Below are 16,550 nucleotides of genomic sequence, written 5' to 3' on the forward strand. Positions count from 1 at the left end.
GAGGCCGCCCCAAAGTCAGCGCTTTACTAACTTCATGGGACAGCCTCTTATCGTTCATGATTTATTGGGAAGTATATTTTCTTCTTGGATTGCTTTTGCGATCACGGTTGTAAGAGCGATTGCCGCCGGATGAACGTCCGCCTTGGCGGCTGCCATACGGCTTTTTAGAACTTGAATTTTTAGAACGGAACTTATCTTTCTTTTGCGGAAGAGAAGACTCATTTGTAATATGAATCGGTGTCCGATCTGGCTCTTTTGTGATCAATTTTAAAGCAGCAGCTACAAGCTGTTCAGCATCATACTGGTCAAGTAAGCCTTTCGCCAATGCTTTATATTGAGAGAGATCATTTTTAGCAACAGACTCTTCTAGTTCATTAACAGCAGCCTGCTGCTGTCCAACCAATGCATCATCCCATGTAGGGGCAGCCATCGGGGACATTTTTTTCTTCGTTGTTCTTTCTACTTCTTTCAGATAACCCATTTCTCTCGGTTCAACGAATGTAATAGCGACTCCCTCTTTACCGGCGCGGCCTGTACGACCGATGCGGTGTACATAGCTTTCTGGGTCCTGTGGGATATCGTAATTATATACGTGGGTAACGCCAGAAATATCCAGTCCGCGAGCAGCTACGTCTGTCGCCACAAGCACATCGATTTTCCCCTCTTTAAAACGCTTCAGCACAGTCAAGCGCTTTGCCTGAGTTAAATCGCCATGAATTCCCTCTGCTTGATAACCACGAAGGCTTAAAGCATTGGCTAATTCATCTACACGTCTTTTAGTGCGGCCGAAAATAATCGCCAGCTCTGGTGAATGAACATCGATCAAGCGAGAAAGCACGTCAAATTTATCGCGTTGATGCACTTTTACATAAAACTGCTCAATGTTGGAAACAGTCATCTCTTTCGTCTTCACTCGAATAGTCACAGGGTCATTCATAAATCTTTCAGCTATCGCACGAATCTGCTTAGGCATTGTCGCTGAAAACAACAATGTCTGGCGTTCAGCCGGCATGTGGGAAAGAATAGCCTCAATATCTTGAATAAAGCCCATGTTCAGCATTTCATCTGCTTCATCCAATACGAGTGTCTGTAAGTTATCAAGCTTCAACGTTTTCCGATTAATGTGATCGAGAATCCGTCCTGGTGTTCCTACAATGATGTGAGGGCGTTTTTTCAATGCGCGAATTTGACGTTGAATGTCCTGACCGCCATATACGGCTAAAATGCCGACGCGTTTGCCGCTGCCAATTTTGTAAAGCTCTTCTGATACTTGAATAGCGAGCTCACGAGTTGGAGCAATAACTAATCCTTGTACCATGTGGTTATGTGTATCAATTTTTTCGATCATTGGCACACCGAAAGCCGTTGTCTTTCCTGTTCCTGTCTGTGCCTGACCAATAATGTCTCGCCCTTCAAGACCCGCTGGAATTGTCTGTGCCTGGATTGGTGTTGCTTCTTCAAATCCCATTTTATCAATAGCTTTTAAAGTGGTTTCACTTAAATTTAGTTCTTTAAATTTCGTCAATATTTTCTTCTCCTTCTGTTTCGATTGCCGTATCAAACAAAAAATACTCTTCGTATGAAGAGCAAAAGTTATTGTCATCATATCATTTTTATTGGTTCATTACAACACAATCGATATTTAAATCACTCTACTACTTCCCGTTAAAAATGTAAAGACTTTTTCAAACAACCGCTCCTTTTCTCCCGTATGGCAAATATGGTGTTTCGCATGCGGCACATAGTAAATTTCCTTCTGGTGAGCTGGCAAGCATCTGTAGATATATTCGGCGCTCTTAGGCGGCACAATCCCGTCTGCCAACCCCTGAGCAATGAAGGTTGGCGTCTGAATTCTCGAAAAAAGCGGCCTGCTATAAGCAGCCATTTTTCGGAACTGCCAGGCTGCTGATATAGGCGTGAGCAAAAACTTACTCTTGTAGCGCAAAAACAATTCATTTTCACTCAGCTTACCGTTTCTAGCGTCTTTCCACATTTCCTTCATGTCTTTAAGTAATTGCCCCACATTAATATATTTAGCCGCAGCGCTCAATAATATAAGTTTCTCTACAGGATATTTTTCTGCTAAGTAAGCCGCAATCAATCCACCCATAGAAAATCCAATGACATAGACCGTCTCACACTCGGAAAGCAGGTTTTTCATTTCTCTTTCTGCATGGCCAATCCACTGCTGATAAGTAATTCCTTTTAAGGAAAGAGTCTCTCCGTGACCCGGAAGTGTAGGTACAACGATTTTCCAAGTTGTTTTTTCATGCAAATACTCAGCGAGAGGTTCTACTTCGTAGGGAGCTCCAGTAAAACCGTGAATGCATAAACAACCAATCATCTTCATCATTTCCTTTTCTTAACTATTTTCTTTTATATACGATAGTCATTACCCGTTCCCCTTGCAGTTCAAAAGAAAAACACCAGGGGCTCTACCTGGTGTTGAATTTATACACAAGTCCGGACGCCCGCTTTCATTCAAATGCTTGTCCTGCATTCCGGCTGTGACACAGCTTCCCTTACTGTCAATTACATTCAAGTGCCTCTACTACTTCTTCAAGTCTAACACCGCGAGAAGCTTTAACAACAATTAAATCGCCACTAGCAACAATCGACTTTAGCTTCTCAATGAGCTCGTGTTTGTCGCTGAAAGCGAAGATGCGGTCTTCTCCAAGAGAGTTTTTCGCGCCGGCCGCAATAAATTGACCGAGCCGGCCAAGTGTAAAGAGATAATCAATCGCTTCCCCCTCTACCGTTTGGCCAACTTGATAATGGAATAACTCCTCATCTAGACCTAATTCAAGCATGTCTCCCAGCACAAGAATCTTCCGCTTGAATCCTGGCATCTTTTCAGCCAACTCAATAGCCGCTTTCATAGAAGTCGGGCTGGCATTATAAGCGTCATTAATAATCTTCGTGCCCTTCATGCCATCTTTCATTTCCATCCGCATTTTTGTTAACTCGACAGATGTCAAACCTATTTTAATCTCTTCAAAAGTAAGACCCATTTTGTGGGCTGCCAGCATAGCAGCCATTGCATTTAATACATTGTGTCTGCCGATGATAGGCAGAAAAAATTCCATGTCAGGCGCTTTATTGACCTTAAACCGACTTCCATCCTGAAGGGTCTGAACAGAGAGAGGATACATATCGTTTTCTGCCTCTAGACCAAAGGTTTCCGTCTTTAATTCTGTCTCTTTTAAGGCTTCCTTTAATAGTGGTTCATCTCCATGATAGATTAGCGTACCATCAGCAGCGAGACCATTGATAATTTCTAGTTTTGCTTCAGCAATTGCCTCTCTTGATCCTAAATCCTGCAAATGAGCTTCCCCAATATTAGTAATGATAGCAACGTCTGGAGAAGCGATCTTCGTTAACAGGTCGATTTCACCTTTACTGCTCATCCCCATCTCAATAACAGCCGCTTCTGTATCTTCCTTTAAAGATAAAATAGTTAGCGGAAGACCAATATGGTTATTGAAGTTTCCTTCTGTTTTTTGCACCTTGAATTTTCGAGAAAGCAGGCTTGCTGTCATATCTTTCGTCGTTGTTTTTCCATTGCTACCAGTAATGCCAATGACCTTTACATCCAACTCTTCCCGGTAGGCTTTAGCTAGCTGTTGCAGTGCCTTCAAAGTATCTTCTACAACTAACACCGGCAAATCCTCGGGCGGGTTTGGCCTGTCCTTCTGCCAAAGGGCAGCAGCTGCCCCCTGGTTAATCGCCTGTCTAATATACTGGTGGCCGTCCGTATTTTCCCCTTTAAACGGGACAAACAACTGACCGTTCGTCGCTTTGCGAGAATCGATGGCCACTCCTTGAATAAGATAATCTTTGAATGACTCAAAGTTATTTTCTATTTTTATTATATTTGCTATTTGTTCAATGGTCTTACGCATCATAAAGTCAATGTCCACCTTTAAAAAGTATATTTAAGTTGCTGTTTTTCCTCATAGCGTTCTTTTGCAAGATCAATTAATCTTTCGATTAATAGAGGATATTCAACGCCCGCATGCTTCCAAAGCAGAGGGAACATACTAAAAGGAGTAAATCCAGGCATCGTGTTTACTTCATTAATCAGCAGCTCTCCCTTTTCCGTTAAGAAGAAGTCAGCGCGAACAAGCCCCGAGCAATCTAATGCCTGAAAAGCAGTAATAGCCATTCTTTCCATGTTAACTTGTGCCTCTTCAGAAATTTCAGCAGGAATAATTAATGCCGTATTTCCGTCTTCATACTTCGCTTTATAATCATAAAATTCCTTTTTCGGAACAATTTCACCAATGATAGAACATTTCGGGTCTTCATTTCCAAGCAAGCCAATTTCCAATTCTCTTGCTGCGACGCCCTCTTCTACAATAATTTTGCGATCAAACTGGAACGCTTCCTCATAGGCTGCTTCCAATTCCTCTCGATTTGTGCATTTACTAATACCTACGCTTGATCCAAGGTTAGCCGGCTTGACGAAGCATGGGTATCCCAGCTCTTTTTCTGCTTTCTCATAGGCTGCTTCTTTATCTTCCATCCACCCTTTGCGTGTAAGCCACACGTAGTTTACTTGCGGCAAATGAGCCTGAGCAAAGATATTTTTCATAATTACTTTATCCATGCCGGCTGATGAAGCAAGTACGCCATTGCCGACATAAGGAAGATTCATTACCTCAAGCAGCCCTTGGACAGTACCATCTTCGCCATTTGGCCCATGTAAAAGCGGAAAAATGACATCGTATTTTTTGGAAACGAGGCTTTGAGCCACTGTGGACGGCTGGCCATCACTCGCAAACTGCAGCTCGGATACTTGGTTGACGGGACCAGTCAGCTTGTTCCCTTCAATCCAATTTCCCTCTGTTGTAATATAAATAGGATAAATATCAAATTTATTTAGATCAAGTGCGCCAATAACCGCTTTCGCCGTTTGTAAAGACACCTGATGTTCAGCGGATTTTCCCCCATATAATAAACACAGTTTCGTTCTCATATTAGCCCTCCAATAAATAAATGAAAAATTTCATTGTTTCCATTCTATCATGCTTTAAGCAAAGAAAAACTAAAATTCCATGCAACTATCTTCCCGATTTGTTCCGCTTTCTAGTTGCTGCCTACCATGCGCTTGCATCAGTAAAATTTTCCAGCACGCAAAAATTAATCATCAGAATTTTATTTCTATAGTAGCTTCGCTGCTCATTCCCACTCCTCAAGGAACAGTAGGGCTGATTGCACCAATGCGACATGAGACAGACAAGTTGGTGAATTTTGAGCCTATTTGTCAAAGTTTTTATTAATGATTATTATTCTTCCTATTTGATACTTATGCGTTTAATACGCCAGAGCTCATGCTTATCCTTCTACCTGAAAAAACGCTGCTTCTGCAAGCGAGGTTCCACAACAAGGCGGAAGTTTCGCCTTCAATTCCTCTTTATTTTTACACTCCCTCTAAAAAGAAATCCTGAATAAGCCATCCAACGACTGATTCAGGACTTTTCCTTTCTTAAAAATACACACTCCATTCACGAGTCTTTTTATCAAATTCAAAGTGGCCATCTGGCGGCTGTTTGTAACAATTTACATATTCATCAAACATTTCGTCCATATTAATGTAATCTCCTACTACCCATACCGGCACTTCTACCTTTGTTCTGCTTTGCACCGTCTTCGTCAAAGAAATGACCATGCCTTCTTTCATTTTATCTGTAAAAGAAGCAACCATTTCTTTTGGAACAGGCGGAAAAGAATTACCTTTTCGCAAGGCAAAAAAAGACTTCTCGCTGCGAAAGTAGCCGAGCTTGAACGAAATGGCCTGCCCGAGCATAAAATAAAAATCAGGAAGATAACGATAATATGTTTTATTAAACCATTCATCTTCTTCAGAAAGATAAGCATAGCGATTGTTCAATTTACTGTAAAAAGGGACCCGCAAATGATGCTTGCAATGGCCAAGGTAAAGTAGCTCGGCAATCTCTCGACCCTCTAGCTCATTAAGTCCTTCCATATCATCGAAATCCAGCCAGCAGAAGTCGCCGTATTCAGCAATCGGTTCTTTAAGAAGGTTCTTAACTTCTTCTGCGTCCACGTAATTAAACCTCGTATGCATATTAAAACCCGCCTCGCTGTATTCATGCTTCAAAAGCAATAAATGATTCAGCTCTTGAGAAAGGCTCCGAACAAAATCATGAAAATCAATACCATATGAAATTGCATATTGGTGAGCTGTATTTAAGTGAACATAAATAAGCTCTTTCATAGTCCCTTGGCTCTTCAAAGCGATGCCCCCCGATTTTCTCGAAATTACGACGTCTTTTCCGCATCAATATGTTATACTTTCTATTTTAGCAAAAGAAATCAAAAACTCGTATGTTAAAATCTAATAAATATGTGATTCTTTTTTCACTTTCCTTTTCTGTTCGTTTTATAATAGGAAAGAATGATTTTTTCACCAAGGAGGGATGCTTATGCTGACAAATTTAACTGAAGATCAAATGACTCTTCTTATCATAAAAGCGTTAAAAGAAGGAAAAAAGAAGGAGCTCCAAAAACTGCTGGACGAACTGCATCCTTATGATATGGCAGCCATTTATACAAACTTGCCTGAAAAACATCAGACAAGATTTTTGCTTCAGCTCAGCATTCCTATTTTGACGGATATGATCCAGGAACTTGATAATGAAAATCAGCTGGATGTACTGAAAAAAGTAGGAAAAGAGCGATCCCGAAAAGTTCTTGATGACATGGATAACGATGATTTGGCTTCCCTGCTGGACGATATGTCCCCTGAAAAAATTAAACTGTTTTTAGCGGGCATGAAAAAAGAAGAGTCGACTATCATCGAAAGCATGATGGCTTATCCTGCTGAAACTGCCGGCCGGCTCATGACAAACCGGTTCGTGTGGATTAGAGACACTTATACAGTGCGGGAAGCAGTTGATAAATTAAAAACCTTTGCAGAGTTTGCTGAGACAATAAACTATTTGTATGTTATTAATGCTGAAAAAAAGCTTGTCGGTGTCGTTTCCTACCGCGACCTGCTTTTAGCTGACGCCAGTGAAAAGGTAAGTGATGTCATGTATGGACGGGTGATTTCTGTTTCCGTTTACACGGATCAGGAAGAAATTGCCCGTTTAATCGAGCGTTATGACTTTCTGGCTATTCCTGTCGTCAATGACGAGGATGTGCTTGTTGGAATTGTCACGTTTGATGATATTATTGATGTCGTCATTCAGGAAGCGAACGAAGACATTGAAAAGCTTTCTGCCTCTGGTAAAGCGATTGACTTTGACACAAAAGCTTCCACTGCCGCTTTCCGTCGGCTGCCCTGGCTTATTCTACTTCTATTTATCGGCCTTGTGTCCGGAAGCATTATCTCAGGCTTTGAAGACACACTGAAACAAGTAGTGGCCCTTACTTTTTTCATGCCGATGATTTCCGGCATGACCGGTAATACAGGTACTCAATCCCTCGCTGTTGTTGTACGTGGCCTCGCCTCCCGGGACATTGATATGAAGACGGTGATGAGCCTTGTCGCTCGAGAGTTTGGCGTGGGCTTTATTATAGGTATTGTATGTGCTATTTTAATTTTCCTGATCGCCTTTTTTTGGCAAGGGAACGCCATACTAGGAGTGGTTGTCAGCTCTTCCCTACTCTTAACGCTTATTATCGGAACGCTTTCTGGCACAGTGATTCCATTAGTTCTTTACAAGTTGAATATCGATCCGGCTGTAGCGTCCGGGCCGCTTATTACGACAATCAATGATATTTTTTCATTAATTATTTATTTTTCCATCGCCTCATGGTTTCTGCATCAATTAATGTAACAAGTGGACTAACATCTGCCAGTGTATAAATAAAACCTATGCTGGCATTCTCAGGCTGTTTAGAAACAACTTCTTTCAAAGCTTGAAACTCGACAAGAAGCGGAGTGGTTATAAAAACACCTCGCAGACAGGTAAAAAGCAAGCGCTTCTTAACAGTCTGAGGCATATTTTTCTCTCGCCTAGCATATAAAGTAGTATCTTTGATTTGACTGAAAAATCAGTATTTATTATACTATTGATAACTATTTAAGTGCGTTAAGAGGTGATTCGATGGGACAATGAAGGTTCAATATGAGCTCTCCCATAAGCCCGTCTCACTGAAGATGCGGCTCGTTGAAGTGAAAGATTGGCTTTTGCAATCAGGTAACTTTACTCTACAGGAGGTGACTCCTTGTCCGCCCCTCGGCGGACTGAGGAAACTATTTGGACATATTTAACCTGGTGTTCATCGTCATCCTTATAGCTCTAACTGCGTTTTTTGTTATTTCAGAATTTTCCATCGTTAAAGTCCGCAGCTCGCGGATTCATCAATTACTGGAAGAAGGCCATCCAAAAGCACCTGCTGCAAAGCTTGTTATTTCAAGCCTTGATGAATACTTGTCAGCCTGTCAGCTTGGCATTACGATAACAGCCCTTGCACTTGGCTGGATCGGAGAACCGGCTATGGCCGGTGTATTAAAGCCGCTTATGGATCTTCTTCACATCCCTTCCTCTTTGTCTCAGGTAATCATTGTAGGAGCGGCATTTTTCATTATTACTTTTCTTCATGTAGTGGTGGGGGAGCTCGCGCCAAAGACACTGGCTATTCAAAAAGCAGAAGCGCTGACGCTTTTCTTTGCCCGGCCATTGATCATATTTTATAAAGCCATGTACCCTTTTATATGGACGCTTAATGGAACAGCCCGGCTCGTTACCGGTCTGTTCGGCATAAAGCCCGTTTCTGAAAATGAAGTGGCGCATACAGAGGAAGAGCTGCGTCTCATCTTATCGGAAAGCTTAAGAAGCGGTGAAATTAACCCTTCTGAATTTAAATATGTAAATAAAATTTTTGAGTTTGATGACCGGATCGCGAAAGAAGTTATGGTTCCGCGTACAGAAATGGTCACGCTGTCTAAAGAAATGACGATTCAGGAGTTCATTGATGTCGTGCGTGAGGAGCGATTTACACGTTATCCCGTTATTGATGGTGACAAAGATCATGTGATTGGCCTTGTTAATTTTAAAGAGGTGCTGACCGACTATGTTAAGCAAAAGGAACTCGGTCCCGTTTTACTCGAGCAATACGTACGTCCCATTATTCGTGTCATCGATTCCATTCCTATTCATGAATTACTCGTTAAACTGCAAAAAGAGCGAATTCACATGGCTGTATTAATGGACGAATACGGAGGGACATCTGGCCTGGTCACGATTGAAGATATTTTAGAAGAGATCGTTGGAGAGATTCAGGATGAATTTGATACAGACGAGGTGCCGCTCATCCAAAAAATAGCTGATACTCATTATATTATAGACGGCAAAGTACTGATCAATGAGGTAAATACACTTCTTCATCTGGCACTGGAAGACGAGGATATCGATACAATTGGCGGCTGGATTCTTACGGAAAATTACGAAGCCGTTCAAGGGGACATTATTGATTATGAGGGCTATCTTTTCACAATCAAAGCGATGGAAGACCATCAAATTAAATATGTGGAAGTGCGAAAAAAGCCACAGGTACAGCTGGAGGAGCAAACTCTTCCAACTAAACAATCCACCCTTCCCCTAGCAGAATCAAAAGCAATATAGCTGTCTACTTGAACTTGTAGGTATTAAAAGAGAATGAACCGGCTCAACAGCTGGCACATTCTCTTTTCTTTTTATTCTGAAAGTGTTTATCTAGCAGGAGTTTTTTATAAAAGGGCGAATTTATGAAAAGTTGCTCCAACACTTCTTTGTGAGGGAATGATAATAAGTGCTATTACTAACAACTTTGGTCTTGCTTTTCCTTTTTATCTATACGGTCGGAGCTACTGTTTTCATCCGAGTATTTGAAATAGGAATACATAAACGCGGAACAGGAGAAAATATGGTCGCTTTAACTTTCGATGACGGGCCTGATCCTAGGTATACCCCCCTGTTGCTCGATTTATTGGAAAAACATCATGCAAAAGCCACCTTTTTCATTGTGGGTGCTAAAGCCCGTGCCTATCCGGACATTGTCCGAGAGATCAAGAAGAGAGGCCATACGATCGGTATACATAACGACACACACCTATCCAATTGGCTGTTCTCACCCTTGATGTTTAAAAAACAACTGGCAAAGGCACAAGTAACAATTATGGAAATAACAGGAGAACCAACTATGTACTATAGACCACCGTGGGGACATTTTAACTTACTTACATTGCATACAGTCAGACCATTGCAAACCATTATGTGGACTGCTATTCCCGGTGACTGGAAGGAGAGTGTTCAACCTGCTGCACTCGCCGACAAACTAAGAAAAGAGCGAAAGCAAGGCGCTATTATTACACTGCACGATAGCGGTACCACTTTTGGAGCCGATGAACATGCCCCGGCAAACACATTAAAAGCATTGGAAATCTTTCTGGCAGATAAAGATTCAGCTAACTATCGCTTTGTAAATATTCATACTATGTTACAAGCCTTCAAAGGGAGCAAGCTGTAATATGGAATCTCAAATTCTTGATTATCTGTCTCAATATGGATTAATTATTTTGTTTATTGTTGGTTTTTTCGGTATTGTGGGCATTCCGGTTCCTGAAGAAAGCTTATTCGTCTACGTAGGCATTCTGGCGAGACATCAGGGCATTCCACTGCTCTCAGCCTGGCTGGCCATCTCTGCAGGTGCTTTTTCCGGTATGCTGACAAGCTACCTGCTTGGTCGCAAGGTGGGGAAGCCTTTGCTTGATCGGTATGGGAAGTATTTGGGTATGAGCAAAAAAAGATGGAGGAAAGTCCTTCTTCACTGGGATATGAAGAAATCCTTATTTACCGGGTTCTTTATTCCTGGAATAAGACAATTCAATCCTTATTTTGCTGGAGTAGCGAAGTTTCCCTTGCTTCTGTTTCTCCTCCTTTCTGTTTTGGGCTCACTTATATGGGTATTATCTTATATAATGATTGGGTATGTTGTTAGCTCGTATATAACAGTTAAGCCTATTTACTTAACGATCGCCGGTGCGATTTTTCTTATTGCGTTTTTGATTCAGCTGCTATATAAATGGAGAAAGTCTAAAAACAAAGCTACCAGCACCGAACGCTAAAGGAGTTTTCGCCTATGAAAATTTTATTACTGCCCCTCTTCCGCATGCCTTCTGGACACCATAAAGCGGCTGAGGCCATTATTGGACATTTATCCAATATAGAAGCGGAAATTGAAGTAAAGACGGTTGACTGTTTGAGTCATTTTCATAGCGGCATAGAGGCCATTATTTCAAACACATATTTAAAGTGGATTAGCCGCAAACCAGCGCTGTATAGTAAATTTTATCATTCTTTTATTTATTCGCACAAGCCAAAAGATGATCTGTCCTCTGGCTCTTCTCTTTGCTTCTGGGACAGCTATCTTGCCTGGCGGATGGAGAAATTCATTGAAAAAGAACAACCAGATTTTATTATCTGCACTCACTGTTATCCCTCTAAGCTTCTGAATCACCTTAAAAAGAGAGGGAAAGTTAACGTTCCCGTCGTAAATGTGTATACGGATTTCTTTATGAATGATATATGGGGAAAAAAATATATTGATTTTCATTTTGTTCCGCACCAGGAAGCAAAAGAGAAGCTCATAAAAGTATATTCGTTAAAGCAAGAGCAAATATTTGTAACTGGCATTCCTATACACCCCTTTTTCCAAAAGCCTTCACGCCCCTTGTCGGAAGGCTATGTGTTAATCGCAGGTGGCAATAGCGGGCTCGGCAACTTAACTTCATTAATTGAACAATTATCTGCCTCTGAGCTCCGATACTCTTACAAAGTGCTGTGCGGTCATAACCAAAAACTATATGAGCATATCTGCTCTCTTCACCATAAAAAAATAGAAGCTATTCCTTATACAAGCTGTCGCGAACAAATGAATCTCTATTACGAAAGAGCCTCTGCCATTGTCACGAAACCAGGCGGAGTGACAATTACGGAAGTTCTGGAAAAGTCCCTGCCTGTCTTTATTATGGACACCTTGCCAGGTCAGGAAGAAATTAACTGCCATTACTTGAGAACTCAAAAACTGGTGTATAAGCTCGATATACAGCAGCCGATTGAATCACAGATTACCGATGTTATTAACAATGAGGTAGAGATGAATAAATGGCGCAAGCGGCTTGCCTATTATCATTTAGAAAAAGATGCTGAAATAAAAAACAGCTTACTTGCCGTTTTTAAAAGCAAAGAACGAACCTACGTCTCCTCAGTAAAAGAATCAGCCTGGGATCCATATCTCGGCTGATTTTTTACTGAGCTCTTGCTCGTTCGTCTAAATGAATAATGTTATAATTTTTGTGGTTAATTTAATTAAAGGAGAATTCTTTTACATGTCTGAGTTGATTCATCATCTGGAAGAGTGGCTGCTGGAATATGGATTGTTAGGGTTAATTCTCGTTGCCTTTACGGAATCTTCTTTCTTTCCTATTCCCCCGGATGTCATCTTGCTGCCGTTGGCCCTTGCTGATCCTGACCGTGCCCTCCTTTTCGCGCTATATACAACGATTGCTTCTGTCTTAGGCGCTCTGCTTGGCTGGTTGATTGGACGTAAGCTTGGCCGTCCCATTTTATTAAAATTTGTTTCTGAGGAATTAATCTTAAAAGTAGAAGATCTATTCAAGAGGTATGGTCCTCTTGCCATTTTAATTGCCGGCTTTACACCGATTCCTTATAAGGTGTTTACAATCTTTGCCGGAGTAGCAAAGATTCGTATTAGAGTTCTTCTCATTTGGTCACTCATCGGGCGTGGGCTTCGCTTTTTCCTGGAAGGGCTCATTATTTTCTGGCTTGGTGAGCAAGCTAAGCCATTTATTGAAGAAAACTTTACCATGCTAACTATTGCAGGCGGATTACTGATCGTTATCATTTTCTTTATTTACCACTTTATTCAAAAGAAAAAAACAAGCTAGCTAAGAAATGGCCAAGCAGCCCTTCACTGTTTCTTTGGAACTGTATGTAGGGACAAAAGACATTTCAGATTGCTTATTCATAAAAACAACCCGGCTCGTTCTACACGCAGCCGGGTTGTTTTATATTTCATTATGTACTTCTTTTATTTTCAGGCCTTTACATGATCCACTAAATCTTGATATCTTTTTAAAGAGTTAAACACTTCGATGCGGGATTTGGTTTTTGACACTTTAACACCTAATTGAGCGAGCCGGTCGATCATTTTTAACACTCTTTCATGGTCTTTCCCCAATTTACACACCTCTTTAAAAATTTTTTACTCCTTTTTCTACGAGTTCTATTAAAAATGGTTTCAAAAATTTATTAATTATTTAATTTTAACATTCCCCTTTCTCCGGCAGTTAATCCCTTAAATCTCAAATTTGTTTTACAAAAAAAGCCGGCAATGCCGGCTTTTATCTTCTTCTTTATTAACTGTAAATGGCTTCTTTTTGTTCTTCATTGTAAACAGTCGTATCTAATTCTTTGGTGATACGGCTCGTTACGACCCCTGCTGTCATACTGCCGCTGACATTCACTGCAGTACGTGCCATATCGATTAATGGCTCTACCGAAATAAGTAGACCAGCAAGCGCTACAGGAAGGTTCATTGTTGATAATACCAGGATAGCTGCGAACGTAGCTCCGCCACCAACGCCGGCTACTCCGAATGAACTGATCGCTACCACTGCGATTAATGTCAAAATAAACGTTGGAGAAAGTGGATTAATACCTACTGTTGGTGCAATCATTACAGCAAGCATAGCTGGATATACACCTGCACAGCCATTTTGACCGATTGATAGTCCGAATGAACCAGCAAAGTTTGCAATCCCTTCAGGCACACCTAGTGATGACGTTTGCGCTTTAACATTTAAAGGCAATGTACCTGCGCTTGAGCGGGAAGTAAATGCGAATGACAGAACAGGCAATACTTTCTTCACATAAGTCATTGGATTTAATCCGACGAGAGTTAAAATAAGCAAGTGAATAATAAACATAACAGCCAGCGCTATATAAGAAGCCAAGACGAATTCTCCGAGCTTTGCAATGGCCGTAAAGTTGCTCGTTGCTACCGTCTTTGCCATGATAGCCAAGATTCCATAAGGTGTAATACGTAGCACAAGTGTCACAATACGCATGACAATCGAGTAAATGGCATCAATCATTTTCTTGAAAAATTCAGCTTGTTCCGGTTCTTTTCTTTTAATGCCAAGATAAGCGAATCCCACGAAGGCCGCAAAGATTACAACGGCAATGGTAGAAGTGCTCCGCTGGCCTGTAAAGTCAAGGAACGGATTAGCCGGTATGAGTTCAATAATTTTTTGCGGGAAGGACTGATCTTGAATCTCTGAATACTGTTGCTCAATTTCCATTCCCCGTGCCTGCTCAGTTTCTCCCCCCTGAATTTGGACGGCTTCAAGATGGAATCCGAGAGACGCACTGATCCCAATAGCTGCTGCGATAGCTGTCGTGCCAACAAGCAAACCGATAATCAGCCCAGCAACCTTTCCAAGATTCGTTGTGAGAGTGAGCTTTGTAAAAGCAGAAACAATCGAAATAAATACAAGCGGCATGACTACCATTTGCAATAGTTTGACATAGCCCGTGCCGATAATATTAAACCACTCCGTAGACTGGAGTAATGTTTTTGATTCCAACCCATAAATGAGCTGCAGGATAAAACCAAAGACAATTCCCATTCCTAGAGCGGTAAATACTCGCTTTGAAAACGAGATATGCTTTTTCTGCATCCCATATAAAACACCTGCCAAAACAAGCAGGGCTACTACATTTATAATGATGAAAAATAAGTTCATAGGTACTTTCCTCCTTTTCACTAACGAATAGCCTATATCATCTATTCCTATGTGTCAAGTAGGTTTTTCATTCCTCTTCCTAATTTGACTTATAGAAATATTTATCTTTCCTTGTTAACATAGATCTAAATACTATCGATAAAGCTGGTGGAAACAATGGAAGCACATATGTGGAGCTGGATTGCTTACGCTCTTTTTTTGTTGAACTTTTCTTTTTCTATTGTCGTTATCTTTATGGAAAGACGGGATGCCGCAGCTACCTGGGCGTGGCTGATGGTCTTATTGTTTATTCCTATCCTTGGTTTTATTCTTTACTTAATTTTTGGCCAAAATTTAAGCAGACGGCATTTGTTTGACTGGGATGAAAAAGTGAAAATTGGCATTGAATCAACCATCCAAACTCAAATGCGTGAGATTAAAAATCAATTGTTTCGTTTTCGCAACCCTCATACTGAAGAAAACGAGGACTTAGTCTATATGCTGCTGCGCAATAACGATGCCATTCTAACCGAGGACAACGATGTGAACATTTTCATCGACGGGAAAGATAAGTTTCATTCTCTGCTTCAAGATATCAGACGAGCAAAACACCATATTCATTTGCAGTACTACATTTTTCGTGTGGATGATCTCGGATCAGAAATTGTTCATTTGTTAACAGAAAAGGCAAAGCAAGGCGTCAAAGTAAGGGTTTTATACGATGAAATGGGATCCCGGGGTGTACACAAAAGACACTTCAAAGAATTGATAGAAGCTGGCGGCATCGTTGAAATCTTTTTCCCTTCAAAAATCCCTTTTATTAATTTGCGCCTCAACTATCGCAATCATCGTAAACTTGCGATTATTGATGGGAACATTGGCTATGTCGGCGGATTCAATATTGGCGATGAGTACTTAGGACTTAATCCAAAATTCGGCTACTGGAGGGATACCCATTTACGGATTGAAGGGACAGCTGTCCCTTCAATTCAAACTCGATTTATCTTGGATTGGAACCAGGCTTCGGATCGCCATGACATCCATTACTCAGATACTTACTTTCCAAACAGCCCTTCTAATAATGATGTGTCCATGCAAATTGTGACAAGCGGGCCGGATTCAGAATGGGAACAAATAAAAAACGGATATATCAAAATGATTTCGTCAGCACGGGAGTCCGTTTACATTCAAACACCTTATTTCATTCCTGATGCAAGCCTGCTGGACGCCTTACGGATTGCTGCCCTTTCAGGAGTAGATGTTCGAATCATGATACCAAACAAGCCTGATCATTTGTTTGTGTACTGGGCTACCTATTCTTATATCGGCGAGCTAATAAAAGCCGGGGCTAGAACATATATTTATGATGCCGGCTTCATTCATGCAAAAACAATTGTTGTTGACAAAAAACTAAGTTCCGTCGGGACAGCCAATATTGATGTACGCAGCTTCCGTTTAAATTTTGAAGTGAATGCTTTTATTTACCACCATGAGACAGGACGAAAACTAGCAGAGATATTTGAAAAAGATATGGAACTTTGCTTTGAGCTCACTCCAGAGCTTTATAAAAACCGAACAACAATGGTTAAATTTAAGGAATCCATTTCCAGGCTGCTATCTCCAATTTTATAAGACAAAACGAAAGAGAGCCTCTGCTCTCTTTCGTTTTGTCTTTCTTTTTGAAAAAAAGGATGCAATTCCCATATAAAAAAAATAAGTCAAGGCCCAATCAAAAAAAAAATGTGACAAATTAGTTAAAAAAGTTTTGAAATTTTGTGAAAATGGTTAT

14 protein-coding genes are annotated in these 16,550 nt (G+C 40.9%); 7 read left to right on the top strand and 7 right to left on the bottom strand.

Going from position 1 to position 16,550, the window contains the following annotated elements:
- Positions 1-61: 61 nt before the first annotated feature.
- The 5 genes from MKZ02_RS00620 to MKZ02_RS00640 all read right to left on the bottom strand — a co-directional run bounded on the left by MKZ02_RS00620 (position 62) and on the right by MKZ02_RS00640 (position 6,259).
- Complete coding sequence (locus MKZ02_RS00620) at positions 62-1,525, bottom strand: DEAD/DEAH box helicase (RefSeq protein WP_120036078.1); 1,464 nt, start codon at positions 1,523-1,525, stop codon at positions 62-64.
- Positions 1,526-1,642: 117 nt separating this feature from the next.
- On the bottom strand, positions 1,643-2,344 hold the full coding sequence (locus MKZ02_RS00625) for an alpha/beta hydrolase (RefSeq protein ID WP_120036077.1): 702 nt from the start codon (positions 2,342-2,344) through the stop codon (positions 1,643-1,645).
- A 184-nt stretch (positions 2,345-2,528) separates the two neighbouring features.
- A complete protein-coding gene (locus MKZ02_RS00630; protein ID WP_340851335.1) occupies positions 2,529-3,905 on the bottom strand; it encodes a UDP-N-acetylmuramoyl-tripeptide--D-alanyl-D-alanine ligase in 1,377 nt (458 codons plus the stop codon).
- Between the two features lie 17 nt (positions 3,906-3,922).
- The gene (locus tag MKZ02_RS00635; RefSeq protein WP_120036075.1) at positions 3,923-4,978 is read right to left on the bottom strand and encodes a D-alanine--D-alanine ligase; all 1,056 of its coding nucleotides are present in this window, start codon (positions 4,976-4,978) and stop codon (positions 3,923-3,925) included.
- A gap of 510 nt (positions 4,979-5,488) precedes the next feature.
- Positions 5,489-6,259 (bottom strand): hypothetical protein, encoded by a 771-nt coding sequence (locus MKZ02_RS00640; protein ID WP_340851337.1) that lies wholly within the window; start codon positions 6,257-6,259, stop codon positions 5,489-5,491.
- A gap of 190 nt (positions 6,260-6,449) precedes the next feature.
- Here MKZ02_RS00640 and mgtE point away from each other — a divergent pair, with 190 nt between their 5' ends.
- The 6 genes from mgtE to MKZ02_RS00670 all read left to right on the top strand — a co-directional run bounded on the left by mgtE (position 6,450) and on the right by MKZ02_RS00670 (position 12,922).
- A complete protein-coding gene (gene mgtE, locus MKZ02_RS00645) occupies positions 6,450-7,808 on the top strand; it encodes a magnesium transporter (RefSeq protein WP_340851338.1) in 1,359 nt (452 codons plus the stop codon).
- Between the two features lie 423 nt (positions 7,809-8,231).
- Complete coding sequence (locus MKZ02_RS00650) at positions 8,232-9,599, top strand: hemolysin family protein (protein ID WP_340851339.1); 1,368 nt, start codon at positions 8,232-8,234, stop codon at positions 9,597-9,599.
- Between the two features lie 166 nt (positions 9,600-9,765).
- Complete coding sequence (locus MKZ02_RS00655; RefSeq protein ID WP_340851340.1) at positions 9,766-10,482, top strand: polysaccharide deacetylase family protein; 717 nt, start codon at positions 9,766-9,768, stop codon at positions 10,480-10,482.
- Position 10,483: 1 nt separating this feature from the next.
- Positions 10,484-11,080, top strand: coding sequence for a DedA family protein (locus MKZ02_RS00660; protein ID WP_120036069.1), 597 nt, complete (start codon positions 10,484-10,486; stop codon positions 11,078-11,080).
- 14 nt (positions 11,081-11,094) lie between these two features.
- Positions 11,095-12,258 carry an MGDG synthase family glycosyltransferase gene (locus MKZ02_RS00665; RefSeq protein ID WP_340851342.1) on the top strand — a complete coding sequence of 388 codons (1,164 nt, stop codon included), beginning with the start codon at positions 11,095-11,097 and terminating at the stop codon, positions 12,256-12,258.
- A gap of 85 nt (positions 12,259-12,343) precedes the next feature.
- A complete protein-coding gene (locus MKZ02_RS00670; RefSeq protein ID WP_340851344.1) occupies positions 12,344-12,922 on the top strand; it encodes a YqaA family protein in 579 nt (192 codons plus the stop codon).
- A 149-nt stretch (positions 12,923-13,071) separates the two neighbouring features.
- Here MKZ02_RS00670 and MKZ02_RS00675 read toward each other — a convergent pair whose 3' ends face one another.
- Complete coding sequence (locus MKZ02_RS00675; RefSeq protein WP_182917074.1) at positions 13,072-13,215, bottom strand: Lmo0850 family protein; 144 nt, start codon at positions 13,213-13,215, stop codon at positions 13,072-13,074.
- Positions 13,216-13,393: 178 nt separating this feature from the next.
- The gene (locus MKZ02_RS00680; protein ID WP_120036066.1) at positions 13,394-14,782 is read right to left on the bottom strand and encodes an L-cystine transporter; all 1,389 of its coding nucleotides are present in this window, start codon (positions 14,780-14,782) and stop codon (positions 13,394-13,396) included.
- Between the two features lie 156 nt (positions 14,783-14,938).
- Between MKZ02_RS00680 and cls the strand changes: the two genes are divergently transcribed.
- Positions 14,939-16,393: a cardiolipin synthase gene (cls, locus tag MKZ02_RS00685; RefSeq protein WP_340851345.1), complete on the top strand. Its 1,455-nt coding sequence runs from the start codon at positions 14,939-14,941 to the stop codon at positions 16,391-16,393.
- The last annotated feature ends 157 nt before the right edge of the window (positions 16,394-16,550 follow it).

Source organism: Pseudobacillus sp. FSL P4-0506 (assembly GCF_038003025.1).
Lineage (GTDB): Bacteria > Bacillota > Bacilli > Bacillales > Domibacillaceae > Pseudobacillus.